Annotated in this window: 28 protein-coding genes; 1 reads left to right on the plus strand and 27 read right to left on the minus strand. The window is 39.9% G+C overall.

Annotated elements, in window-relative coordinates:
• Position 1 precedes the first annotated feature (1 nt).
• The 22 genes from HED67_RS00990 to yfcE form a co-directional block, all read right to left on the minus strand.
• A complete protein-coding gene (locus tag HED67_RS00990) occupies positions 2-775 on the minus strand; it encodes an ABC transporter permease (RefSeq protein WP_221717251.1) in 774 nt (257 codons plus the stop codon).
• On the minus strand, positions 759-2,015 hold the full coding sequence (locus HED67_RS00995) for a hypothetical protein (protein ID WP_221717252.1): 1,257 nt from the start codon (positions 2,013-2,015) through the stop codon (positions 759-761). The genes HED67_RS00990 and HED67_RS00995 overlap by 17 nt, the downstream gene beginning before the upstream one ends.
• A 55-nt stretch (positions 2,016-2,070) precedes the next feature.
• Entirely contained in the window at positions 2,071-3,042 is a 972-nt protein-coding gene (locus HED67_RS01000; RefSeq protein WP_221717253.1) for a glycosyltransferase family 2 protein, read from the minus strand.
• Positions 3,018-4,202, minus strand: a complete 1,185-nt coding sequence (locus tag HED67_RS01005) for a glycosyltransferase family 4 protein (protein WP_221717254.1) — start codon at positions 4,200-4,202, stop codon at positions 3,018-3,020. The genes HED67_RS01000 and HED67_RS01005 overlap by 25 nt, the downstream gene beginning before the upstream one ends.
• A 195-nt stretch (positions 4,203-4,397) precedes the next feature.
• Complete coding sequence (locus HED67_RS17305) at positions 4,398-4,955, minus strand: LytR/AlgR family response regulator transcription factor (protein WP_221717255.1); 558 nt, start codon at positions 4,953-4,955, stop codon at positions 4,398-4,400.
• Positions 4,939-5,151: a hypothetical protein gene (locus tag HED67_RS01015; protein ID WP_221717256.1), complete on the minus strand. Its 213-nt coding sequence runs from the start codon at positions 5,149-5,151 to the stop codon at positions 4,939-4,941. The genes HED67_RS17305 and HED67_RS01015 overlap by 17 nt, the downstream gene beginning before the upstream one ends.
• A 65-nt stretch (positions 5,152-5,216) precedes the next feature.
• The gene (locus tag HED67_RS01020) at positions 5,217-5,801 is read right to left on the minus strand and encodes a Crp/Fnr family transcriptional regulator (RefSeq protein WP_221717257.1); all 585 of its coding nucleotides are present in this window, start codon (positions 5,799-5,801) and stop codon (positions 5,217-5,219) included.
• 4 nt (positions 5,802-5,805) lie between these two features.
• Complete coding sequence (locus tag HED67_RS01025; RefSeq protein ID WP_178441324.1) at positions 5,806-6,480, minus strand: Crp/Fnr family transcriptional regulator; 675 nt, start codon at positions 6,478-6,480, stop codon at positions 5,806-5,808.
• Positions 6,481-6,712: 232 nt separating this feature from the next.
• Positions 6,713-7,309 (minus strand): Crp/Fnr family transcriptional regulator, encoded by a 597-nt coding sequence (locus tag HED67_RS01030; protein ID WP_221717258.1) that lies wholly within the window; start codon positions 7,307-7,309, stop codon positions 6,713-6,715.
• A 70-nt stretch (positions 7,310-7,379) separates the two neighbouring features.
• On the minus strand, positions 7,380-8,054 hold the full coding sequence (locus HED67_RS01035; RefSeq protein ID WP_221717259.1) for a Crp/Fnr family transcriptional regulator: 675 nt from the start codon (positions 8,052-8,054) through the stop codon (positions 7,380-7,382).
• Between the two features lie 113 nt (positions 8,055-8,167).
• Positions 8,168-8,704: a DUF1653 domain-containing protein gene (locus tag HED67_RS01040; protein ID WP_221717260.1), complete on the minus strand. Its 537-nt coding sequence runs from the start codon at positions 8,702-8,704 to the stop codon at positions 8,168-8,170.
• 146 nt (positions 8,705-8,850) lie between these two features.
• On the minus strand, positions 8,851-10,008 hold the full coding sequence (locus HED67_RS16955; RefSeq protein WP_246612054.1) for a nicotinamide-nucleotide amidohydrolase family protein: 1,158 nt from the start codon (positions 10,006-10,008) through the stop codon (positions 8,851-8,853).
• Between the two features lie 16 nt (positions 10,009-10,024).
• Complete coding sequence (locus HED67_RS01050) at positions 10,025-10,996, minus strand: Rpn family recombination-promoting nuclease/putative transposase (RefSeq protein WP_221717261.1); 972 nt, start codon at positions 10,994-10,996, stop codon at positions 10,025-10,027.
• Positions 10,997-11,853: 857 nt separating this feature from the next.
• Complete coding sequence (locus HED67_RS01055) at positions 11,854-12,483, minus strand: MBL fold metallo-hydrolase (RefSeq protein WP_221717262.1); 630 nt, start codon at positions 12,481-12,483, stop codon at positions 11,854-11,856.
• A 55-nt stretch (positions 12,484-12,538) separates the two neighbouring features.
• Positions 12,539-12,982, minus strand: a complete 444-nt coding sequence (gene sufU, locus HED67_RS01060) for a Fe-S cluster assembly sulfur transfer protein SufU (protein ID WP_215632959.1) — start codon at positions 12,980-12,982, stop codon at positions 12,539-12,541.
• Positions 12,972-14,189 (minus strand): aminotransferase class V-fold PLP-dependent enzyme, encoded by a 1,218-nt coding sequence (locus HED67_RS01065; RefSeq protein ID WP_221717263.1) that lies wholly within the window; start codon positions 14,187-14,189, stop codon positions 12,972-12,974. The genes sufU and HED67_RS01065 overlap by 11 nt, the downstream gene beginning before the upstream one ends.
• Positions 14,176-15,243 carry a SufB/SufD family protein gene (locus HED67_RS01070; RefSeq protein WP_221717264.1) on the minus strand — a complete coding sequence of 356 codons (1,068 nt, stop codon included), beginning with the start codon at positions 15,241-15,243 and terminating at the stop codon, positions 14,176-14,178. The genes HED67_RS01065 and HED67_RS01070 overlap by 14 nt, the downstream gene beginning before the upstream one ends.
• Before the next feature lie 18 nt (positions 15,244-15,261).
• Positions 15,262-16,668, minus strand: a complete 1,407-nt coding sequence (sufB, locus tag HED67_RS01075; RefSeq protein ID WP_221717265.1) for a Fe-S cluster assembly protein SufB — start codon at positions 16,666-16,668, stop codon at positions 15,262-15,264.
• 28 nt (positions 16,669-16,696) lie between these two features.
• Positions 16,697-17,452 (minus strand): Fe-S cluster assembly ATPase SufC, encoded by a 756-nt coding sequence (gene sufC, locus HED67_RS01080; protein WP_117527518.1) that lies wholly within the window; start codon positions 17,450-17,452, stop codon positions 16,697-16,699.
• A gap of 78 nt (positions 17,453-17,530) precedes the next feature.
• On the minus strand, positions 17,531-17,953 hold the full coding sequence (locus tag HED67_RS01085; RefSeq protein ID WP_221717266.1) for an RrF2 family transcriptional regulator: 423 nt from the start codon (positions 17,951-17,953) through the stop codon (positions 17,531-17,533).
• Between the two features lie 147 nt (positions 17,954-18,100).
• On the minus strand, positions 18,101-18,622 hold the full coding sequence (locus HED67_RS01090) for an LURP-one-related/scramblase family protein (protein WP_260702751.1): 522 nt from the start codon (positions 18,620-18,622) through the stop codon (positions 18,101-18,103).
• A gap of 29 nt (positions 18,623-18,651) precedes the next feature.
• Positions 18,652-19,209, minus strand: a complete 558-nt coding sequence (yfcE, locus tag HED67_RS01095) for a phosphodiesterase (protein WP_178441326.1) — start codon at positions 19,207-19,209, stop codon at positions 18,652-18,654.
• Between the two features lie 216 nt (positions 19,210-19,425).
• On the opposite strand from yfcE, the gene HED67_RS01100 reads away from it, so the two are divergent.
• Entirely contained in the window at positions 19,426-19,971 is a 546-nt protein-coding gene (locus HED67_RS01100; RefSeq protein ID WP_178441311.1) for a Uma2 family endonuclease, read from the plus strand.
• Positions 19,972-20,031: 60 nt separating this feature from the next.
• Here HED67_RS01100 and HED67_RS01105 read toward each other — a convergent pair whose 3' ends face one another.
• The 5 genes from HED67_RS01105 to HED67_RS01125 form a co-directional block, all read right to left on the minus strand.
• On the minus strand, positions 20,032-21,042 hold the full coding sequence (locus HED67_RS01105; RefSeq protein WP_178441310.1) for a GGGtGRT protein: 1,011 nt from the start codon (positions 21,040-21,042) through the stop codon (positions 20,032-20,034).
• Between the two features lie 6 nt (positions 21,043-21,048).
• On the minus strand, positions 21,049-21,741 hold the full coding sequence (locus HED67_RS01110) for an iron-sulfur cluster assembly scaffold protein (RefSeq protein WP_015515437.1): 693 nt from the start codon (positions 21,739-21,741) through the stop codon (positions 21,049-21,051).
• A gap of 198 nt (positions 21,742-21,939) precedes the next feature.
• Positions 21,940-22,863 (minus strand): CPBP family intramembrane glutamic endopeptidase, encoded by a 924-nt coding sequence (locus HED67_RS01115; protein WP_221717267.1) that lies wholly within the window; start codon positions 22,861-22,863, stop codon positions 21,940-21,942.
• Position 22,864: 1 nt separating this feature from the next.
• The gene (locus HED67_RS01120; protein ID WP_178441308.1) at positions 22,865-23,536 is read right to left on the minus strand and encodes an acyltransferase; all 672 of its coding nucleotides are present in this window, start codon (positions 23,534-23,536) and stop codon (positions 22,865-22,867) included.
• Between the two features lie 13 nt (positions 23,537-23,549).
• Positions 23,550-25,691, minus strand: a complete 2,142-nt coding sequence (locus HED67_RS01125; RefSeq protein ID WP_221717268.1) for a DNA topoisomerase — start codon at positions 25,689-25,691, stop codon at positions 23,550-23,552.
• Positions 25,692-25,879: the final 188 nt, after the last annotated feature.

Genomic DNA, 25,879 nt, shown 5'->3' on the forward strand with positions numbered 1-25,879 from the left:
TTTATATTTTCTGCATAATTGTATTTTTATTTTTTTTGAATATGTATTGTCCAACAAGAAAAGTACCTATTCCCCATGCAAACATTTGTATCCATTGATAAACTGTTGGAAATTCAGCATTTAATACAATCGCTCTCATAGATCCAACATAAGCATAAATTGGATTATTTAAAATACATATTTTCACAATTCCACTCAATCCATCAACAGGATAAAATAAAGCCGACATATACATCCATAGCGTAAGTACGACTGAATAAAGATATTTTACATCACCAAAAAATACATATGCAGCCGCTAATACAAACGAAACCCCCATTGCAAATAGCAACAATAGAAAAACAACTATTGGTATACACAACATTTTATTGGTTATATCAACTTTAAACACAAACAGCATCACCACGTATGCAACTAACGAATACAAAAAATTAACTAATGCTGTATAAATCCTAGCCAAAATAAATATATCCATCGGAAATTTAACTTTTATAAGCATCATTTTATTATCTACCAGTGATGTCATTGCAGAATTTGTTGCACCTGTAAATAACTGCCACAATATATATCCAGAGAGATAGTATATTGGAAAATTCTCGATACTTCGTTTGAATATCTGGGAAAAAATCAATGACAACACAACCATTGTTAAAAGTGGATTTAAGACACTCCAAATAATTCCTAATTTTGAACGCGAATATTTTCTCTTAATCTCTCTTGACGTCAACTCTCGTATTACAAAAATATATTGCCTTCTTTTATTTTGTTCTGACATATCTGTATGCTCCATAAAATTCTTTTTTTATATATAGTAGTGATTTATATATAATATAATTGGCCCAATGTATCCATCTCCAATGACTTCTTACAATACTGCCTTCATACCACGCACTTTCGCAGCAAGACTTCTTAGATATTCCGTAACTTCTTAAAATCTTCTCCATTAAATGATTTTGAATTAATTCAATCTCATTCATTTTCCGCGCTAAACATACAGCATTATCGTCTACAATGTCATCTGAAAATTTCATTCTTCCTAAAACAAATGCTTCCTTTATTGTTGGACAGCTCATTAATCTGGTCAAATTTTTACTGATCACTCTTTTTTCTTTTTCAAAATCTATGTTTGAAAAATCTATGTTTTTCATTCTTCTTTTTATCTGTACTAAATAGGCATCTAAATTTTCTTGCTCAATTCTGATAATTTCTCTATTATAAATGCTGATCTTTCCACACTTTGGTATAATTCTTCCGTCTTTCTCTATATACCCTTTAGTCATTCCATACGGAGCACTAACTAGTACTTCAAACAGACAGTTTGAAAAAAATATTTTTCTTTTATATCCCTTTTCCGGTGTAAAGTAAAAGCTATGATACATCTCCCGTTTACTCCCAGAAGGGATCTCATACAATCCCCAATAATATCCGTCTACCTCTTCTTTTTTTCCCGATGCCTTTAATACCAAATTTAATGTCTCTTGAATAGACCCTGTCCAACCACTATCAACAAATGCAGCTGTCCCATCGTCCATCAAGCCAACCTGGCTCAAATAGGCCTGCATTATAGAATACTTTTTCTTTGAATGCTTTTTTACGCATTCAATAAAATATGCACAATCTTTTAATCCCTTTTTCACTTGTTTCAATTGTTTATAAGGTATAGGTTCAGTATACTCATACGGCAATTTTATATACTTTAATACAACTGCTATCTCTTGTTTACTTAGCCCTGTTCTGCCCATAATTTTCTTCAGATTAACATCTATTCCACCTCTGCAAATATGATCCAATGCAGAATCCATATCTAAGTAATAACTCGCCAAGCGTAATGAAAATCTAGAACAATATATATACTCACATTCAATTTGTAAGTTCCACAATGTACAATAAAATTCTGCTATACGATGCATAAAATAACCATCTCTAGCAAGAAAGTACAATTTTTGCTTTCTTTTTTTTATTGCATCATTCAATACCCAAAGTACAAACAAGTTAATCGATGGATGAATTATCAATCTGCTAATCTCTGATGTTAGTTCATCTTTCAATTCATTGTATTGTCGTGACCGTTCAACGAATAGCATCGAACTTCGACTCAGTTGTTTCTCGTACCAAACTAGTCGCTTCTTTTCCTTTATCCCAACCATTCACATTCTTCTCCCGTATTACATCGTGAAAGACTCTTATATAAGCCCGATTTTCTTCGTATGTCAAAGGATTTAACGATCTTAGCCGCATCTTTTTATACAATAAAATAACATTTCGCGGAATGCATATCGTGAATAATGGTCTTAGTATATATATACCTCTGCTTACTAACGGTAAAGACATTTTTGAAAAGTTATTCTTTCTAATCTTCATTTCATTACATCTGCTTTTTAAAGTTCTCTTCTGATAGCTATCTGATCCTTCTCTATACATAAATAAACATTTTTGAATATTGTATCCTCGGTATCCTTGTTGATATAATCTCATAAACAGTTCATAATCTTCGCACCGTAACGTTTTTTCATCTATATTATATTTATTATCTTTTTCAAATAATTCTCTTCGAAACATAACTGATGGATGAATAAATGGTGAAAATGGCAAGAAGTTATATTGATTTGGTATCTCAGCCATTCTTCTAACCCCCATAATTGTATAATCGGACACAATAACTGCATTGCATCCTACCCAATCATATTCACAATGTTGCTCAAGAAATTTCATTTCTTCTTCCAACCGTTCCGGAAAAGATATATCATCCGCATCCATTCTTGCCAAATACTTTCCTCTGGCCACATGAATACATTGATTTAAGGCAAATCCTAAGCCTTTATTATCCTTTTCTCTGATGACCCGAATTCGGCTATCCTTTTGCTTTATCCTTTCTATGACTTTTGCAGTCACTTCATCATTACCATCGTCATAAATAATAAACTCAAAATCCTTAAATGTCTGATTTAGAATTGAATTTACAGCTTCTTCCAGTTGATTATAATCGCTTGGATTATATACTCCCATAATAACTGAAATTAACGGTTGTGTTTTTGTTCCCATAAATCCTTTTCCATCTTTTTATATGCTTTCTTCATTATCTTATCTGTGTTTTTTAAATCATAATTTTTTACATTATGCTGACTCATAATTCCCATCTTTTCTCTTAATTTTTCATCGTTCCATAGACGCATAATCGCTTTGGAAAACGAATTTTCATCATCAGCCTTACAAATAAATGCATTTACATTGCGTATTGCATATTCCTTTGTTCCCCTATTATCACTTACAATTAAGGGTAACCCACAAGCCATTGCTTCAATAGCTGCCATTCCAAATCCTTCACGATACGATGGAAACACAAAACAATCTGCTGCCTGATAATAATCCAGAATTTCTGATTGATAGCCACACAATATAACATCTTCTTCTAAATTTTCTTTTTCAATCAATTTTTCCAGCTTTTTACGTTGCTTGCCCTCTCCGCAAATCAAATATTTTATTGAACCATTCATTTCTTTATCTTTTATCTTAGAAATAGCCCTAATAACTGTTGCATGATTCTTATTAGAATTTAGTTCCCCCACAGATAAAACAAAAAATGTGTTTGAATCCATCCCATATTTTTTTCGAATATGATTGCTCTTTTTCTTTATTGCCCAAAATTTTTCCGTATCTACTCCTGTACCCGGTATTCTCACCACTGAAGCAACTTTTTCATCTACAATTTTTCTTGCTATAACTGCATCCTCATTATTAATTGTAATAAATTGATCTGTATACCTAGCCAATAATTTTTCGACAGGATAATATATTAACCAATTTTTCAAAGGTGCACCTCTATAGAAATGAAAACCATGAGCAGTATACATAACATACAAAGACTTAACAAACACTTTGCTAAGCCTCCCTATTACACCTCCCATAGGATTGTGGCAATGAATTGCGGAAATATGTTGAAAATGCACGATGTTCAACACTTGCTTTAACGCTTTTAAATTTGATATTAAATATACAGGTGATTTTTTTATAGAAATATGATGGCATTGAATTCCTTTTTCTTTCAACTCATCAATATCACATTTATAAACTGGGTAATCAAAATTAGACGCATAATGAACTTTCCACCCATATGACTGCAAGATAGCCACATCATTCATTTCAAATTTTTGCAAAAATCCCCCAATGGATGTTAATATCAAAATATTCTTTTCTCTTTCCATGTTTCATCACCAACTTAGCTCTATATAACAAATCTATTTTATCATTAACTTGCTTTTACTAGTTTAGCTTTACATTATCTGCTCATTTTTTGTCACTTTTTGTTATTTTATAAAAAAAGGCCCCTAAATAATTCCGTTTTAGAATTATCTAGGAGTCTACCCTTACTTATCAGCTACTAACTTTTTAATATAACATTAGCAATAGATGCTTCTCTTCTTCACCCACTGCACATATTCTTTTTCTGCTTTTCCCCAATAGCTCCGACTGATATCAATCACCTGTCCATTTTTTAATATCAGTTTTTTCTTTGTACATGCCTTCACATAAAAGAAATTAACCAGGAAGCTGCTATGACACCGAACAAAATCTTCACTCATCATTCTTTCTTCAATTTCCTTGATTTTTTCATCAACGATGTATCGATACTCTCTTGTTACAACATTTGTCACCCGGAGATTTCTCTCAAAGTACATAATGTCCTCAAGCTTTAATCTTACAATCACCCCGCCATGGCACTGGAAAGCCATCTCTTTACTGCCGCAGGCTTTCAGCTGTCGAATTGCTTTATCCATAATACAAGGCAGTTTTTCTTCAAATTTTTCTTTCAGAATATAGTAGATATGCTTCGTCTCATAGGCATCCATGACATGATGAAAACCATCACTTACATAAACCACCTGGCATACAGGCCATTCTCGGTTTACTTTCTTGACAATTTCAATTTCACTATTGTCATCATTTTGAATATCCACAAACAGGATATGCAGATATTTCCGTTTTACCCCCCCCCCACATTTCTGAGGCGTTTTGAAAGCTATGGATTTCTATATTGTTTTTCAGGTTTTCCCCATAATTTTCAAGTATTTCTCTTGAATTTTCAAGCCATGCAGGCTCTGTACTATAAATTCCAATTTGTAATTTTTTCATACTCCCAAGTCCGTTTCCCAATTTGATTTTTTCTTTTGATTTTTATTCTATTGAATCCTATAACATTGCCGGACAGCTTCCCATCTTTATTTTTTCTTCGGATGCCGCAATCTGCTGAGATATTCCGATCGTATTCCCAGGAATGTGGCAATCTGACGGTTGCTGGCAATTCTGTCAACTTCCGGCCATTTTTCACAAAACCAGGCATAACGCTCTTTTCCTGAAAGATACAACCGTTTATAATTAATCTCATTCTGGAAATTCAATGCGTTCTGGAGACAATGGGCATAGATCCTGGCCAGCTGCGGATAGCGCTGCAGCACGACAAATAATGGATCTGCATCGATTTCCAACACACTGGCATCTGTCAAAGCTTCCATACCGACGAATGACGGAACCCTGTTGCTCTCTATAAAAAAGTCCGCCGAATTGGCCGCCATAAAACGATCTGACATAAAGCAGTCTGTAATATCCGAACGTGTATCGTTGATTAAGTAGCATCGCAGAATACCATCCAGAAGTAAGTACACTTTTGACTGTACCTCCCCTATTTCATACAACTTCTCGCCCTTCTGATAAAAGGTGATCTTTGAAATATTTTCTAATGCTGCAGCTAAATCCGGATGGCCTGCTGCACCAAAAATCTGAAGTAATTCTTCTATCTCTTTCATTATCTTATTGCCTCATAACTGATGTTTTTTCCCATATTTTTCTTATATCCAGATAATCGGATTGTAAGTCTTTTGAAACCAGGACATTTGTAATAACTTTATTGTCTTTTTCATTTTCTTTGACCTGCCTTCTTAATCTGCTCAGTGACTCCGGACGGATTCTTAAAAATGAGGCAATTTGCTGATTGCTGGCCATTTTGTCTATGACCGGCCATTTTTGACAAAACCAACGATAACAATCTTCCGCCGAAAGGTTCATACGCTGATTATTCACGACACAAAGGTACATCATCATTTTCTGCAGCCCCTTGATATATCTCCAGATCAACGCAGGATACTTTTCTGATAAGCATTTTGCCTGTTCCACCGGTATCACACAGACTTCCGTATCTACTACAGCTTTAGCTCCGACACGTGTTTTCACGTCAATGCCTTCTATGTTCAATAAGTCAAATTTTTCTGAAAAAAAGCAGGTTGTATTCATCTGATGCTTCTTATCCGGCAAATAAGTATAAGCAATGCCGCTTGCAAGAATATAACATTCTTCCTGCTCGATTCCGTAATCATAGATAACCTGCCCTTTGCTGTATTGTTTAATTGACGAAATATTAATCAACGACTGAATCAACTGCTGATCTTCCCCTTGAAATAACGTACCGATAACTTCCTCTACCGTCATAAACTTCCCTCTCACACCAAACCTTAACGTTTATTTATCATTTATATTAACATTTTTCAATTTTCTTTTCATTGACATTTGTTAGTTTTGAGATACTTTAAAAATTTTTTCAAAGGAATCAACACTTACTTTTTCCATTCAAGTCTCCATTGGCAAAAAAATGTGCCTTACTTTCTGCACATTCTGCACATTCTGCATCCTGTAAAACACATTTCATTCGGGTGGTTATCAATTACCCCCCCAATCTTATTTTCCTTTTCTGATGTCTCAGCCTGCTCAATGATTCTGAACGAATACCGAGAAATGTGGCTATTTGATGATTGCTGGCTATCCGATCGACTTCCGGCCATTTCTCGCAGAACCACTCATAGCACTTGCTTCCCGGAAGGTAAAGCCGCTTATTGTTGATCTCATTCTGAAATTCCAGTGACTGATGCAGACAATAGATATATAATCCCACCATCTCAGAATACTGTTGCATCATCAAAATAATTCTTTTAACTGGTATCTCACACACCATCGCATCCGCAAGTACCTCCACACCGACCACCGAAGGCGTCTCACCTTTGCTTTGAAAAACTTCAGGTGTATTCGCTATCAAACCTTTTTCTGTCATAAAACAGTCTGTAATATCTGTCTGAAATTCATCAATAAAATAGCACCTCAAAATACCGCTCCAAAGAATATAAATCTTTTTCTGCATATCACCGACATCATAAATATGCTCACCCTTCTTGTAATGGTGTATCTCCGCAAAATGTGCAAGCATTGCAATTAACGCCGGATCTTTCAGCGGAACAAGTGCTTCTATTATCTCTGTCTTAATCATGTTATACCTTCCCCTATACCGTAAAGTGAACTTCATCATCAATTGGATAATCAATGATGAAGTTCAGATGCTAATATTCAGCATTCTCTTTCTTCTCCATAATCTGCTTGATATCCATATAATCCCACTGCAGATCCTTGGTTACCAGAATATTGGACAATGCTTCATTCCCACTGTCACATTGCTTCAACTGTGATTTCAAACGGCTTAATGATTCCGGACGAATCCTCAAAAATGTTGCAATCTGTCGGTTGCTGGCAAGACTGAGTGCCTGCGGCCATTTTTCACAAAACCACTGATATCTCTGATTCGAAGAAAAGTACATTCTTCTATTATTCACCACACATAAATAGACCATTGATTTCTGCAAATAGTTTGCATATTCCCAGGCTAATCCCGGCAGCTCTTTAACCGCCGTCAATGCAGCCTGGATAGGAACCGCATAAACTTCCGTATCCATCAGGGCTTTCATCCCCATAGATGCTTGCTTATCATAGGCTTCGATATTTAGAAAATCATATTTTCTGGAAAAGAAACAATTCGTAATGAAACGGTTCTGCTCATCACAAAAATAAGTATACGTTAATCCCTGAATAAGAATGAAGAAGTATGTATACGCCTCCCCAATAGCGTATATCTCTTCTCCGCGTTTATAGGATATCACCTGAGAAATCTCACTTAATTTTCTGATCAGCCTTTCATCTCCTGTATGAAAAAATTCTCTGGTTAATTCTTCCGATACCATAAAAACCTCCCGCCAACGACTATATATAGTCGATATCGGTTCATCATAACATTATATAGAATATTTTTCATTGACATTTGTTAATTTTTTACTTGTTTTTTACAAAAAGCAGGCTATCCCCAACGTTTTGTTTCCACTTTTTCAAAGCGGTATTGCTGCTTCACATCAGGATATTTCACCCGATCCACTTCACTCATAAACATGCTGTAAGGTCTGGCACAGGTTTTATACGGCGGATAAAGTGCTTCATAAATCACCAGCTTCTCTCCATTCTCCGTATGCTGTGCAAAAGCAAGCACCTTATACAAATACTCTGCACTCTCCTCAGATACCCACTCCCGCTTAAAATGACGAACGATATCTCCAACTTCAATGTCTCTTTCCGGAACATCTTCCTCATCTGATTCATCTGCCGTCGGCTCCGAGCTTCCATGTTTCAATTCTGAATGTACTGTTTTTGCTGTGTCATTCACTGGTCTTTCCTGTTCATCCAGTTCAACATACTCATCACGGTCAATAGACACCGGGATGCCTGTCTTTCCTTCAATATGAACACCGCCGTACCAGGTACCTGTCACTTTACAGATATCTCCCACTTCGTATTCCATTGTATAATCGTCTTTTTTCTTTATGATTTTTACCTGTTTCATGTCCTTCACCATTTCTTCTGAAGCATTTTATTTCTTCTAATGCATTCTATTCCTGTTGTTCCGTGCCGCTTCATTCGCTTTTGGTTTCACCGGATTCAGCCAGACACCTTCTTCAGTCAACTACCTGATTCAATCAGACACCTGATTCAATCAAACGCCTGATTCAGCCGCGGCATCAATACATCCAGAATTTTCTTTGCAACTGCCAGTTTGTACGCCAGTCTTGTGGGCTGCGGTTCCAGCTCAATAGAGTAGGCCTGCATGTCTCCATTCATCACAACTGCAAAGTACACCTGTCCCGGAACGGAAGCATCCGGGTTGACCGGATCTATATTCCCCATAGTGCCTGTCACACCAATGCCGATATTTGCTTCATAGGTTTTCGCACATGCTGCTGCCATTGCTTCTGCTGTTTCTTTTGAATAGACCGTATATTGTTCCAGTATTTCTGCCGGTACCCCCTGCATCATCTTTGCCTCATTGCAATAGGTCACAAAAGCTCCTTTGAGTACTGCAGAAGATCCCTCTGTATCTGTGATCAATGATGCAATCTGACCGGACGTCGCACTCTCCATAGTTGTGATCGTCATCTTTTTCTCAACCAAAAGTCTTGTTAGCTTTCTATAACCGTCTCTGACCGCTGCCTCATCGTATTTTGCTCTATTTGCTGCAGCAGACTCATCCGTACTCACGGAATTGATGCATTCAACACTATTTTCTCCGCTCCCAGCCTCTGAGACAGGCTCTTTATTTTGCGCATTGTTTTCAGAAGACTTTCCACATTGACGAACTCTGTCAAGAAAATCCTGTTCAACCTCCTTGTACGGACGCTCTCTGAAATCCGGTTCAGACTTAAGCTCCGGCACTGGTCTGTTCTCTTCCCCAGGCATCATCCTGTGTAGCTCATGCGCCATCATCTCATCATCAATCTGCTTGCAGCATTTCTTCTCTTCTTCTGTCAGGTCCGCCAAACCAAAATAATCATAAATGACGCTCATGATCTGTGCTTCTATATCCAGATAATTACTCAGATACGGTTTCACCGGCCGAATAATATCCGCAATATACGCCTCACTGGCATCATGCAGCAGACATGCCAACACGATTCTCTTTGACCATCCCTTAGCCGCCGCCTCATCGGCACAATTCATTGAATGCTGTGCCACCGAAAAGAAATATCGGATATGTCCGCCGCCCCGGCAGACCAGACTCAGTGCATGGGCAATATCTTCCACACAAACATCCTGCTTCGTCATCTTCAGCGGATCAAAAATCCGTCCGGTAAAAGTATTCATTACACTCATTGTTTCTTTATGTCCTTTACTTCATTTTTGTTCTAAATTCCTCTGTTGTCATATTCATTCGTTTAGCAGCCTCTTGCATATTCAAAATACCATCTTTAACTAAATTTGTTAAAATCTCAAGTTTTCCTTCAAGCTTTCCTTCTTCACGCTCTATACATGCCCGCTCTTCTATCATATCTTCTATAGCCTTACACATATCGATCGTCTCCTCTCCATCGGAAATTTCTATAGACATATTCGTCATTACCTCTATAACCCGAGCCGCCATAATATCCATATTCATTCTTGGATTATCCTTCATGAAATTCCATAACTTCTCTTTATCTTTTGAATATTTTATGCATCCCAAAACTTCTCTCAGACTGGACTGAAATTTCTGCAAATCTTTATCCGAAATACCATATGGCTGAATCAAATGAATCTTATAATCCTGAACATACTTCATCAATGTCGAACTCAACTTTTCCATCATATCAGTTAATTTTACCGGTCCATCCCACTCATCTGACCCAAAATAAACAACTAACGTCACCACAGGCACAATCCTATCTGTTTTATAAAAACCTGATAAAAATTCGGCATGACTTCTTACTTTATCCTTCTGCTTTCGATGCCGTGCCGCTATGTCTGACACCTGTTTTCCATACTGTAAAAAATCATAAATACCATTTCGTACTGGCATTGCATAGTGAATATCCGTTTGATTTTCTATTCCCAGTAAAATATATGCAGCCTGAGAATCCTGCATAATCACTGTTGATTTGAGCACATCCCTGTATTTCTGGACTGCTGCATTCTTTTTCTCATCTTTATTTTCATCATATGTATTAAATGGAATAATAATCTCTGTCGTATCTACTTCCTTCAATTCTTCTGGATTGACAACTTGCCTTCCCCCATAAATCAAATAATTAAAAGCATCCGCAAATACAGCATTTTCTCTGATGTAAGCCTTCGTAATCGTATCTGCTGCTCCTATCGTTTTCACCCCTTCCAATTTAACTTCAATAGGAGTTATTACTTTGCTTACTTTTCTCTGTATTCACCATACTATCATCAGTTATTTGATTAATCAAGTCCCTTTCCTATTCAATTTTCCTCTTATTCTACCCTGTTCGATACCCTTCGGCAAATTCTGATATTCTTCGACAGTAATTATTCATAAGCTTAATTCCGTTCAATCGAAAAACACAAAAATAAAAGCCCGATCGATGAATTTTCCTTCGACCGGGCTTTTAATGAATTTCCTGTAATTTCATTTAATACACCTTCAACTTTCATAGAATTCGATTAAAAAATTATGTTCCTTTTGGACTATACCTCCTATTCATAAATTTGCATGTCCACTATGGGCCTCTGCCTTTCTTCATAATCATCATCTCCTCTGTTACATGTATAGCTGTTAACGACATCTATGTAAACTCGTGAGAGATTTTTATTCGATTTGATTAAGACTTCTTATGCCATTGGACTGTCCTCCTGTTCTAAGACTCGACTACTTCTAACTATCCTCTTGGTCTAATACTGGAATAAACTTCCCTGGTTTCTGTTAGGCATCTCCTCTTTGTTGTCTTTATAGTAGCACAGTTATCTTATCATGTCAATAGTTTTCTTTATATTAATCTCGTAATTATAAATATTCAGAATTTTCACTCACTTCAAATGTAAACACTCGCTAAATACGGCTTCATAAAGATTCTCTTCGCGCTTCCTGCAAAAACCTGTCTTTCTTCTGACTAATACAAAAAGCGAAACTGCCCTGCACACAAATAAAAATGCCTTTCAGTTTCGCTTTAAATCTACAAAGATTTGCAAATCTCTTATATCTATTACATCTTATATCTATTACATCTTTATGATGGCATTAATTTTGTCTTTTAGCAGATCCGCAAATATCTGACCATCTTTAGCTTCACCTGCTACCGAACCATAGTGTGTTGGTATCGCAGCTTTCGGATGAATGATTTCTGCCAGCTTGGCTGCCTCTTCTGCTGTCATTGTATACGTTCCGCCGACAGGAATCAAAGCCACATCACACCGGACTTTCTTCACATCCTCGTTGATATCTGTATCTCCGGCAATGTAATAGATCACATTATTCATTGTCACAAGATAACCTACCCACTGATTTGCCTGTGGATGGAACTGTTTGCCCACATTGTAAGCAGGCACTGCTTGAATTCTGACACCATTGATCTCCATCTCATCTCCCGGAGCCACCAATTCTGTAAACTCCTCGGAAATGCCGCTGTTACTCAATGCATCCTTCATCGTCTTCGGACAGACAAGAATCGTTGCCGCATTTTTTACCTTTGCCAGATCTTCCGGTGAATAGTGGTCAAAATGATCATGGGTCACACAAATAATATCTGCATCATGTGGTTCTCCCTCCACATTAAAGGGATCAAAATAAATGATCTGATTTCCTGCAATACGAATACTGCTGTGGGTTAAAACCTGAACTTCTTCATACATTACCTGTTACCTCCTTGCTTTTTCTCTATTCTACCATATCCGGCATTCTCTGTCTTTATGAAGCAGAATTTTCTTTTACTTTCTTGAAAGCCTCATCCAATGTATGCCATCCAAGGACTGCACATTTTACTCTGGCAGGCATATGAGCGATATCTTTCAATGCAGAGGCTTCTTCCAGCTGGTCGATTTCCTCATCCGTCGCTTCTCCCTGAATCATACGCAGGAACATGTCACCAAGCTTCAATGCCTCTTCCTTTGTTTTTCCAACGATCATTCCCAGCATAATATCTGCGGATGCCTGAGAAATGGCACAGCCGTCCCCCACAAAGGCACCATCCTCGATGACGTCGTTTTCTACTTTTAATTTCAGGAAAATATCATCTCCGCAGTTCGGATTCACACCTTCCAGAACAATGTTTGCATCCGGCAGATCATGCTTATACTCCGGCCGCAGATTATGTTCTGTCAATATTTCATTATAAAAACTTCTACTCTCCATATCCCATTCTCCTTCTTATGCTGGCAACACTCTTCACAAAAGCATCAACCTCTTCCAGTGTATTATAAAACATAAAGCTTGCTCTTGTGGAAGAATTGACACCCAGATAAGTAAGGAGCGGCTGTGCGCAGTGATGACCGGCACGAACATCAATGCCGTCTGAAGCAAGGATTTCACTGACATCGTGCGGATGAACACCCTCTATTGTAAAAGATATGATACCTGTATGATTTTCAGGATTTTCTGAGCCCATCACATGTACACGCGGTATCTCAGCCAGTCCTTCCATGGCATGGCGTGTCAATGCCAGTTCCTGCTCCTGAATAAAATCAAATCCTACCTGCTGCAGGTAATCAATGGCTGCTGCCAGTCCTGCTGCACCGGCAGCGTTCACCGTTCCGGCCTCAAATTTATACGGCAATTCCGCAAAAACTGCCCCTTCTCGTGTTACGGAATCTATCATTTCGCCGCCGGTGAGAAATGGCGGCATTTCTTCAAGCAATGCCTTCTTTCCATATAATACACCGATTCCCATCGGTCCCATGAGTTTATGCCCTGAAAATGCCATAAAATCCACATCCAGTTTCTGCACATCCACAGGCATGTGCGGTACGCTCTGAGCACCGTCCATCACAACCACTGCGCCCACTTCATGAGCTCTGGCCACAATTTTCTCTATCGGATTGACACATCCTAAAACATTGGATACCTGAGCCACCGCCACCAGTTTTGTCTTCTCATTGATCACCCTCTGAATGGTTTCATCTGTCAATGTGCCGTCCGGTTCACACTCCATAAACTTCAATTCAGCACCCGTCTGCCGTGACACCATCTGCCACGGCAGGAGATTGCTGTGATGTTCCATAATGGTGACTGCAATCTCATCTCCGGCTTTCAGATGGCTGAGGCCATAGCTGTAGGCCACCAGATTCAGCCCTTCTGTTGTATTTCTTGTAAAAATAATCTCTTTTTTGGAAGCCGCATGAATAAAATCACGTACTGTCCCTCTGGCGCTCTCACAGCTCTTGGTAGCCTTCAGGCTGAGAGGGTAAAACCCTCTCAGCGGGTTCGCATTTTCTGTCTCATAAAAAACTCTGACCGCATCCAGTACAGCCTGCGGGCGCTGGGCTGTTGCTGCATTATCTATATAAATCGTATCCTCATTCTGCAAAAGAGGGAAATCTTTTCTGTAATCACTGGCTGTCATTGCTCATCACCTTTGTAAGCTGATCTGCTACAATCCTTTCTGTTTCTTCATCCTGTATATGGTGGTAAAGTACTTCAAGTTTCGCTTTTGTCATAATATCTTCGGCTGTCTCCTGATCGATGCCTCTGGCCGCAAAGTAGAATAATGTTTCTTCATCCAGTTCACCAATGGTTGCACCATGACTGCCGTCCACATCCTCTTCTGCACAAAGAATCAGCGGAATCGTCTTATTCTCTACATCATCCCCGAGAAGCAGTACATTCTCAGTCTCTGCGCCTTTGGATCCCGATGAACCGCGTTTAAAATCAATGGAACCTCTGAAAACTTTCTTTGCGGCATCCTTTAGTGTACCGTCTACCTGAATGTCACAATTTGTCTTCTTTCCCCAATGATTAACAACCAGATTCATATCCAGTGACTGCTGCTTCTGTCCGATATAACCGATCTCCGTATGAAGTTCAGACTGATCGCCTTCCAGTTCTGTCTGAATGCCATTATAAACATCTCCCCGGCCGATAAACATCTGAAGGACATCCAATTTGGCTGTCTCATCGCAGACAGAACCTACCGCATTCAGTAATCGTTGTCCTTCATCCAGCATATTGATCTGTATCAGACGGATCGTGCTGTTTTTCTTCGCATAGAGTTTTGTTCTGAATGCCAGATCACTCTGAGCCTTTTTGCCGGATATAAACTTCTCGATCACCGTCACATGGGCATTTTCTTCTGTTGCAATATAAACAGTTCCTGCGGCATTTTCCTTATCTTCACCGCTGATATCCAGGCGGATGATCCGCTCCCCATCTTCTGCTTTTGCTGTCAACTGCAGCACCGGAAGATTCTCATCTGAAAATAATGTATCAGCCTCAGCGCCAGCGCCTGTTGTCATTTCCTTTATATTCAAACCAGCTTCTGATACCTGTTCCGGTTCTTCTGTTGTCACCATGCAGGGCTGCACGTTCCCGTTCCATTTCACCGTTGTATCATTTAAATGAAGCCAGTACCATGTTTTGGATGGCAGCGGATTAATCTTTAATGTCTCATTCTCTTTCATCTTCAAATCCTCCTTACCTTATCCAATACTGCCTTTCATCTCAAGATGAATCAGATTGTTCATCTCAAGGGCATACTCAAGAGGCAGTTCCTTTGATACGTTGTCCGCAAATCCGCTGACGATGCATGCTCTTGCATCTTCCTCGCTCATACCCCTGGACATCAGATAAAAAACAGCCTCATCACTGATACTGCCAATCTGTGCTTCATGACCTACATCGGCATTCTTGGTTCGGATATCCATGGCAGGGATCGTATCTGATCTGGATTCCGAATCCAGCATCAGAGACTGGCATGAAACAGATGATTTGGCATTTTCTGCACCTTTATTCACAACAACGGATGAACGGAATGTACTGATACCGCCATCCTTTGAAATAGATTTTGTATTAATATAAGAGCTTGTATTTTCTCCAATATGAACAACCTTTGCCCCGGTATCCAGATTCTGGCCTTTGCCGGCAAATGTAATGCCTGTAAATTCCATCTTGGAGTCACGGCCTTTGAGAATGCTCATCGGATACAGATAGGAAACATGAGAACCAAAGGAACCGGATACCCATTCAATGGTACCGCCCTCTTCTACCAATGCTCTCTTTGTGTTCAGATTATACATGTTCTTGGACCAGTTCTCGATGGTGGAATAACGAAGTCTTGCATTTTTGCCTACAAAAAGCTCCACACATCCGGCATGCAGATTGGCGACGTTATATTTCGGAGCTGAACAGCCCTCAATGAAATGCAAATCTGCACCTTCATCTACGATAATCAGTGTATGTTCAAACTGGCCGGCACCCGGCGCATTCAATCTAAAATAAGACTGCAGCGGAATTTCAACAGAAACACCCTTTGGTACATAGACAAATGAACCGCCGGACCAGACAGCCCCATGAAGTGCGGCAAACTTATGATCTGTCGGTTTCACCAGTTTCATGAAATGCTTCTTCACCATATCTGCATATTCACCGGTCAGCGCGCTTTCCATATCGGTATAGACAACCCCCTGTGCAGCGACTTCCTCACGGACATTGTGATAAACCAGTTCAGAGTCATACTGGGCCCCGACACCAGCCAGGGATTTTCTCTCTGCTTCAGGAATACCCAGACGTTCAAATGTATTCTTGATATCTGCCGGTACATCGGACCACTTAGCTTTCATCTTTGTATTCGGTCTGACATAAGTCACAATCTGATCCATATTCAAGCCTTCTATAGATGGCCCCCAATCCGGCACTGCCATCTCATTGTAAATTTGAAGAGAATGCAGACGAAAAAGTTCCATCCATGCAGGATCATGTTTCTCTTTGGACAATTTCTGCACAATTTCAGGCGTCAGTCCTGCTTTAATCCTGTATGCGTCTTTTTCATCATCTTTAAAATCATATATGCTTCTATCTATATCTTCAACTTGACTCTTTTCTTTCACCGTCAGTCACTCCTTTCCCACGCCGCTTTTACTGCTCCTGAGTTTCATAACTTCCGAATCCGTTTTCATTGATCTCTTCAACAAGGGATGCATCTCCAGTCTTGATAATCCTGCCTTCAACCATGACATGGGTATAATCCACATGCAGTGCTTCCAGAATTTTTGTACTATGTGTAATAACAATTAAACTGCCTTTGCATGTCTTCTGGTATTCTTCAATACCTGCTGAAACTGTACGTACTGCATCCACATCCAGGCCCGAGTCTGTCTCATCAAGGATGGCCAGTGAAGGTTTAAGCATCAGAAGCTGAAGGATCTCTGCCTTCTTCTTCTCACCGCCGGAAAAGCCCACATTCAGATCACGTTCCGCATAAGACGGATCCATCTGCAAAATAGCCATTGTCTTCTCAAGATCTTTCTTGAAATCCCACAGTTTGATTCTCTTGCCGGTTTTCTGTTCCAGTGCATTTCTAATAAAGGAACTCAGTGTCACGCCTGGAATCTCAAGCGGATTCTGGAAAGAAAGAAAAATACCGTCTTTTGCCCGCTCATTGACTGGTTCCGCCGTAATATTCTTGCCTTTAAACCAGATTTCGCCGGACTTTACGGTATAACGCGGATTGCCCATCAGTGCATAACCGAGGGTAGACTTACCTGTACCGTTCGGTCCCATCAAAACATGCGTCTCCCCTTCACCAATGGACAGATCCACGCCATGAAGGATTTCTTTATCTTCAACATCAACATATAAATCTTTTACATTCAATAACTGCTTGTTCAACATTTTTATGCCTCCTACTTGTTTCTTCTCTATCATAATTATGCTGTATTATTATGCTGTATTTTCCTGTGTTATCTGTATCTATTCATCGAAACGGCCCTTCCCAGCCACATCAGCCAGTGTCATATTATCCAGATAATCTGTGATAACATTCGACAATCCCTGCCATACTGGCAGCGTGCAGCAAAGCTCTGCTCTCCCGCAAGGTTCTGCATTATCCTTGAGACAGGATACAGGTGCCAGTGTTCCTTCGGTCAATCGAAGAATGTCACCGACTTTATACGCCTCCGGCTTTCTGGTCAGACGATAACCGCCACCTCGGCCGCTGGTTCCTTCAATATAGTGTTCCTTTGACAGCATTCTGGCAATACTCTCAAGATACTTCAGAGAAATACTCTCCGCTTCCGCTATCTCTTTCAGTGGTACAAACTCCCGGTCTGCATTGACCGCCAGATACGTCATAACCCGCAGTGCATAACGCCCCTTTGAAGAAATCATTATCATCCTATATTCATTCCTTTCCTTTTTCTATGGGTATGATATACCCATTTACCTACTATGTCAATAGGCAATTAAAATAGTGCGTCATCTAAACTAAAAAACACCCGCCGGATTTATTCCAGCAGATGATTTTCATTCTGTATGCCGTATTTAATTTCTTGAACACTTCTCTGCGTCTATCGCCAGAACAAACATCAGCACATATAATGCATCTTCCGGATTCACGATATCCATCACGTAAGTGTCCGTCATATGAAAAAGCTCCTTCGAAATTGCAGCAATCCTCTGTCCGCCCGGTCCAACAATCGTATAGTCCCATTCCATATAACCGCCCTCGATATGCCAGCCGTTAAAATCAATATCGTATTTCGGCTTCAAAAATGTCAATTCTTTCTGGATGCAGCCAATATATCTTTCTTTTTCATAGACTTCAAACTTCGGAAGCAATGTCAACACCTTCTCTTTGACTGTCCCGACTTCTTCACCGTAAACACTGAAAATCTTCAGACAATGTCCCCAAGCCAACTGCCCTTTAACAACATAAACTGTCTGTTCCGTTTCATCATATATATCATAACTGTCAAACCATGAAAACAAACGCTGCTTAAACAATAACTTCGTTTCGAACACCTCCCTTTCATACTCCTGATTATAGCACAGTTTAATATACACAAAAAGACTCCCGAAAGAGTCTTTTTATTTTATACTGTTTCATCTTCAAGATGCTTATACATCTGAACATGTCCTTCAAGATCTTTCCAGACAAAATCCGATCCTTCCCAAGTCATATACCCATGATAACTGTTTTCCTTCGGGATGGATACCGAACCCGGATTCATATAAATATAGTTCTCATGCGCCACACACTTCGGCACATGGGTATGACCGTGCAAAAGAATATCACCTTTATGCAGCGGCGGCAGATTTTTCTCATTGAAAACATGCCCATGGGTTGCAAAAATCATCCGCGTACCCGCTGTCAAAATTGCATATTCTGCCATCACCGGAAATTCCAACACCATCTGATCAACTTCCGCCTCGCAGTTTCCCCGGACACAGAGAATATCGTCTTTCATTCCATTCAAAAGTTCAATAACTCTTTTTGGCTGATATCCCTCCGGCAAATCATTGCGGGGCCCATGATATAAAAGATCACCTAACAACAGCATCCGATCTGCCTTTTCCTGTTTGTAAGCCTCAAGCAACTTTTCCAGATAAGCGGCCGAGCCGTGTATATCTGATGCAATCATCCATTTCATCTCTTCTTCTCCTTCCGACAATTTTTATTCCTCCAAGTCTATCTTCTGATTCATAGTCATCCTATTAAGCTCTATTGTATCACCTGCAAAATAAAAATATCATTGAATTTATCTATTGGTCGTTATAAAAAAATTTTTTATTTCTTTCCTCTATCTAATGTTATATAATAGATATATCGTATTGAATCTTCTATTACTTCGAAAGGACGTGATAACATGCCTTTACCAAAGCACAAAAAATATACGATTGATGATATTTTTGCCCTTCCAGAAGGAAAGCGTGCAGAACTGATTGACGGACAAATATATAATATGGCCCCACCAAGCCCATTTCATCAAAAATTAGTGATGGAACTTTCTGCCACTATACGAAATTATATCAAAAAGAACGGAGGCCCTTGTGAAGTTTATCCGGCACCTTTTGCAGTCTTTTTAAATCAGGACGCACACAATTACGTTGAACCTGATATTTCCGTTATCTGCCATCCTTCCAACTTGGATGCCAGAGGTTATCAGGGTGCCCCCGATTTTATTATTGAAATCGTATCACCAAGCAGTCAACGCATGGATTATCTGACGAAGCTATTCAAATACCGAACTGCCGGTGTCCGAGAATACTGGATTGTAAATCCACTCACACAAACGGTTCAAGTTTACTCCTTTGACGGGACCGAAGATTCCACGCAATATACATTTGAACAGGAAATCCCTGTTACCATCTATCATGATTTAAAAATATGTATTTCAGAGCTTTTGAAATAACTCCAGATAAAAAGGCCCGGATTTCCCAAATGAAATCCGAGCCTTGCTTTTTAACATTTCTTAGAACTTGCCAGCTCTTGCTGCTTCCTCAACGCTTACCGCTACGGCTACTGTAGCGCCGACCATTGGGTTATTGCCCATACCAATCAGACCCATCATTTCAACATGGGCCGGAACAGATGAAGAACCTGCGAACTGAGCATCAGAATGCATACGTCCCATTGTATCTGTCATACCGTAAGAAGCAGGACCTGCAGCCATGTTGTCCGGATGAAGTGTACGGCCTGTACCGCCACCGGATGCAACGGAGAAGTATTTCTTACCCTGTTCGATGCATTCTTTCTTGTATGTACCTGCTACAGGATGCTGGAATCTTGTAGGGTTTGTAGAATTACCGGTGATAGAAACACCTACGTTCTCGTGATGCATGATTGCAACACCTTCCTGAACATCATCAGCACCATAACATTTAACAGATGCACGAAGGCCTGTTGAATATGGTTTTTCGTATACAACATTCAGTTTTGCAGCCTTATAATCATACTGTGTTTCAACAAATGTGAAACCGTTGATACGAGAAATGATCTGAGCAGCATCTTTGCCAAGACCGTTTAAGATAACACGAAGCGGTTTCTGACGAACTTTGTTTGCTTTCTCTGCGATACCGATGGCACCTTCTGCAGCTGCAAAGGATTCATGACCTGCCAGGAAACAGAAGCATTCTGTTTCTTCTTCAAGAAGCATCTTGCCAAGATTACCATGGCCAAGACCAACTTTACGATGATCTGCAACAGAACCCGGGATACAGAAAGCCTGAAGGCCTTCACCGATTGCTGCTGCTGCATCGGAAGCTTTGCGGCAACCCTTCTTGATTGCGATGGCAGCGCCAACTGTGTATGCCCAACATGCATTCTCGAAACAGATCGGCTGAATCTTCTTTACCTGTTCGTATACATCAAGACCTGCGTCTTTTGTGATCTTCTCTGCTTCTTCGATAGAAGCGATACCGTAGCTATTTAAAACAGAATTGATCTGGTCAATTCTTCTTTCATATGATTCGAATAAAGCCATTTTAGATTACTCCTTTCTCGGGTCGATAATTTTAACTGCATCTGCTACACGGCCATACTGACCTTTTGCTTTCTCCCATGCAGTATTAGGATCATCGCCATTCTTGATAAAGTCAGTCATCTTTCCAAGGCTTACAAACTGATAACCGATAACTTCGTCATTCTCATCAAGGGCAAGGCCTGTAACATAACCTTCTGCCATCTCAAGATAACGAACACCTTTGGCCTTTGTACCATACATGGTACCAACCTGTGAACGGAGGCCTTTACCAAGGTCTTCAAGACCAGCACCAACTGCAAGACCATCATCAGAGAATGCACTCTGTGTTCTGCCATATACAATCTGAAGGAACAGCTCTCTCATTGCTGTGTTAATTGCATCACAAACAAGGTCTGTGTTCAGAGCTTCCAGGATTGTCTTACCCTGTAAGATCTCAGCTGCCATTGCTGCAGAATGTGTCATACCTGAACATCCGATTGTCTCAATTAAAGCTTCTTCTATAATACCCTCTTTCACGTTCAGTGTCAGCTTGCAGGCACCCTGCTGTGGTGCACACCAGCCAATACCGTGTGTAAAGCCGGAGATATCTTTAATTTCTTTGGAATGAACCCATTTGCCTTCTTCAGGAATTGGAGCAGGCTCATGTTTTGCGCCTTTAGCTACAGGGCACATTAATTCTACTTCATGTGAATAAATCATTTTGTGACTCCTTTCAAATATGTATCATGCAAAATTACATCATATCTGCTACTATTTTCCCATCAATTCCCGATGAAGTCCAGTGTTTTTTGCTCATTTTTTTATTTTTGGCAACTTTGATAAACTTATGACAAAAACAGATTGTTCTTTCATCAATACATCTAATATTTATTATTGTCATAGCAATATGTAGAAAAATCATAAAAAAACTGTATTGATATAGGTTAAAATCAGGGCGATTATCACAAAAAGTACACTAAAAATATCTAAAATTCTTCCTTTGCTGCAGTCATTTTTCATAGTACGTCCATTGATACGAAAGGTACTGTAGATCAATATGCCATTAAAAAAAAGAAATACCGTCAACACAACGGCCATTGTTACCAACTGTCGGCATGATACTGCTGACAATGTCTGTGATACCGATTCCGTAGTCTTGGAAAGCTGCTGATTCACATTGCCGTATGATGTCATCATCCGATCAGCTATAAAATTGATGGTTACATTAAATCCATTCAGCAAAAAATGCATAAGCATGGATGTATAAATCGAACCGGTTGCCTCCACCATCAATGCAAATACAATTCCCAGATAGACAGCATACGGCATCTGATTGAAGTTCAGATGAAGAAGTCCGAAAATCAGCGCACTCAGAAAAATTCCTGCCTTCTTGGAATGATGTCGATAAGCACCGTACAAAATACCGCGACATAAAAATTCCTCATTCAATGCCGGCATCACTGCCATCACCAGAAGCATTGGAAAATATCCCAGTTTCATCATATACGGCATGACTGCTGCCACTTGATTTTTTACAAAAAGCATTGAGAAACTGTTCAGAATTGCTATCACCGGATAAGCCGAAATGATCACCGCAACAGCCATTTTGATGTTGGCATTGGATATCGGTACAAAAAGCATTCTTTCTGCTAATTGTTCCTGCTTCTTTCGACAGCAGACAAAGTACCGCAAACCACCGGGAAGGACAAGCATCACCTGCCCCATAAGCATATGAAATATAACATTTTTAATTGGTATCCACTGCATGAGCCACTGGTATCCCATATACAGTACAAATGTTACAATCAATATCAAATGGGCCTCTGTGATCCTCCTTTGCATGCTATGCCTCTTTCTTTACAATTCGATCCTGCGCTTTGAATATATGAGCAGCCGGCACATAACCACGAACAGATGATGTTGGATAAACATTGACATTCGGTCCAAGCACTGTGCCTGGATTTAAAACACTGTTGCATCCTACTTCAACACAATCTCCAAGCATCGCACCGAATTTCTTAAGACCGGTCTCAATGTTTCCTTCGCCTGTGTGTACAACAACCAGCTTTTTATCTGACTTCACATTGGATGTAATAGAACCTGCTCCCATGTGTGCCTTAAATCCGAGAATAGAATCTCCCACATAATTATAGTGCGGTACCTGAACCTTATTGAAAAGAATAACATTTTTAAGCTCTGTTGAATTACCCACAACGGCACCTTCACCTACAATGGCATTGCCTCTGATAAATGCACAATGTCTGACTTCTGCGCCTTTACCGATGATAGCCGGTCCATGGATATAAGCAGACGGGAAAACAACCGCATCCTTTGCAACCCATACATCATCACCTCTGTACTCATATTCTTCTTCCGACAGTGTCGGCCCCAGTTTCTTAATGAATTCACCAATTTTTGGAAGTACTTCCCATGGATAGGTGACTGAAGATAATAATTCTTCTGCAATAGTTTCTGATAATGTGTACATGTTCGCAATTTTTAAACCTTCATACATATTGATTGCCTCCTTATTGACCTGATGACAACGACTCTGCTGTCACTTTCTCTGTATTTTGCTCTGTATCTGCTGATACTTTCTTGCCGGCCGAATCCTTATCTTCCGGCGCTTTCTTTGATGTTTTCCTTTTTGCCGCAGGCCGCTGTTCTTTCTTATAAAATACAGCACACCGGTCATAATTTCCCCTTAGCTGGTACTGATTATGCAGAACCATGACTCTGCCTGTACGATCTGAAATAAATCTTTCCAGTTTCTCCATATAGATATCTGATGTAATGCTTCCCTCAGCTACATAAGTCAGCCCCTTCTCCCAGCTGGCAGTCAGTTCAGGATTCAGCAGTGAACGTATTGAATTGTCTACAACCTCATAAACCATTTCACCAAGCTGTGTCGGTGTCACGATCTGAGTCTTCTTATTCAGTGACAGATAACGGATCGTGACGAGTTTTTTGAGGATTTCTGCACGAGTTGCGCTGGTTCCGATGCCTGAACCTTTGATCTGTGCACGCAGCTCCTCATCTTCGATCAGCTGTCCCGCATTCTCCATAGCCAGAATCAGAGATCCTGAATTATAGCGTTTTGGCGGAGAAGTTTCTCCTTCTTTGATCATCAGCTTCTTCACCGGCAGGCGTGACCCCTTTTTCAGATTCTTCAGCATATCCAGAAATGCTGCATCGCACCCCACATCTTCAGTTTCATCCTCTTTCTGGGACTGTGTATTTTGTACCTTCTTTGGCATACCGGCTACTTTCAGATATCCCTCTTCTGTCAGGACTTTGAAACTGGCATAAAAACTTTCCGTACGGATCTTTAATGTCATAGACAGCTTTCTATACTGTGCAGGCGGGTAAAAGATACTGAGAAAACGTCTGCATATAGCTTCATAAACACTTCGAGACTGCGGATGAAGACTCCGAAGTGCCCCCAATCCCTGACCTGTAGGAATAATCGCATAATGATCCGTGATTTGCTTATCATTGGTATATCTTGTAGACGCAATATTCTTATAGCTTCCCATAGCCAGGACTTCATCTGCAAAGGTCGAAAAATCCGGTACCTGCTTCAAGCCACTGATATTTCTGCTGATCTCTTTCGCAACAGCTGTCGAAAGCACTCTGGCATCCGTTCTCGGATAAGTTACTAGTTTCTTCTCATACAGCTCCTGAACGATTTTCAATGTCTCATCCGGGCTAATCTTGAACATACGTGAACAGTCATTCTGAAGTTCCGCCAGATTATATAAAAGCGGCGGATTCTTTTTCTCTGTCTTTCTCTCAATAGCAGTAACCTCCGCCTCCATAGGCTGCACGCGTTCAATATAAGTTATCAGCTTAGCCGCATCTTCCTTTGTTTTGAAACCATTTTCCTTATATAAGACCGGCTTCTGCCAGGCAACAGATTCTTCTGTCACACGCCATTCTGCTTCCACTTCCCGCCCCATCACATCGGCAGCGGCCAATACACGGTAAAATGGGGTCTTTACAAAATATCGTATTTCCCGCTCACGCCTCACAACCATCCCAAGTACGCAGGTCATCACACGGCCAACAGAAATGACCGTATACTTTGTACCCAGATAGTTGGACATAGACTGACCATACTTCAAAGTCAGAAGTCTTGAAAAATTAATGCCCATCAGATAGTCTTCTTTGGCTCTCAGATAAGCCACATCAGCCAGATGATCATACTCTGCCAAAGGTTTTGCTTCCCGGATACCCCTTAAAATTTCTTCTTCAGTCTGAGAATCAATCCAGACTCTTCTCTTATCCTTGTCCCCAACATGAGCCATCTGATCTACCAGACGGTAAATGTATTCTCCTTCTCTTCCCGAGTCGGTACAGACATAGATGCAAGTCACATCTTCTCTATTTAATAAACGTTCCACAATGTGAAACTGCTTCTTTACGTCATCAATTAATTCATATTTAAATTCTTCAGGTAAAAACGGCAATGTATCCAAAGACCATTTTTTGAGTTTCGGATCATAAACTTCCGGATAACTCATTGTCACCAGATGCCCGACACACCATGTCACAACGGCATCAGCTGATTCAAGATAACCATCAGCCGCACGCCCGCTGACATTCAAAACTTTTGCAAATTCTTTGGCCACACTGGGTTTTTCTGCTATATATAACGATTTACACTGCACACTTTATTCTCCGTAAATTTTATTCTTGCTATTTTATCATTTCTTTCTGGTTATCACATATTTTCCGGCAATTGTCAAGTAGTGAAAAATTTTTCCGCATATCTTTATGTTCATGCTATAATAAAATCAGCTGAATTCTGATAGAAAGGAATCAGACAACAGTTAATTATCATCCATTACAAGGAGGT

The organism is Pseudocoprococcus catus, from assembly GCF_019734885.1.
GTDB lineage: Bacteria > Bacillota > Clostridia > Lachnospirales > Lachnospiraceae > Coprococcus_A > Coprococcus_A catus.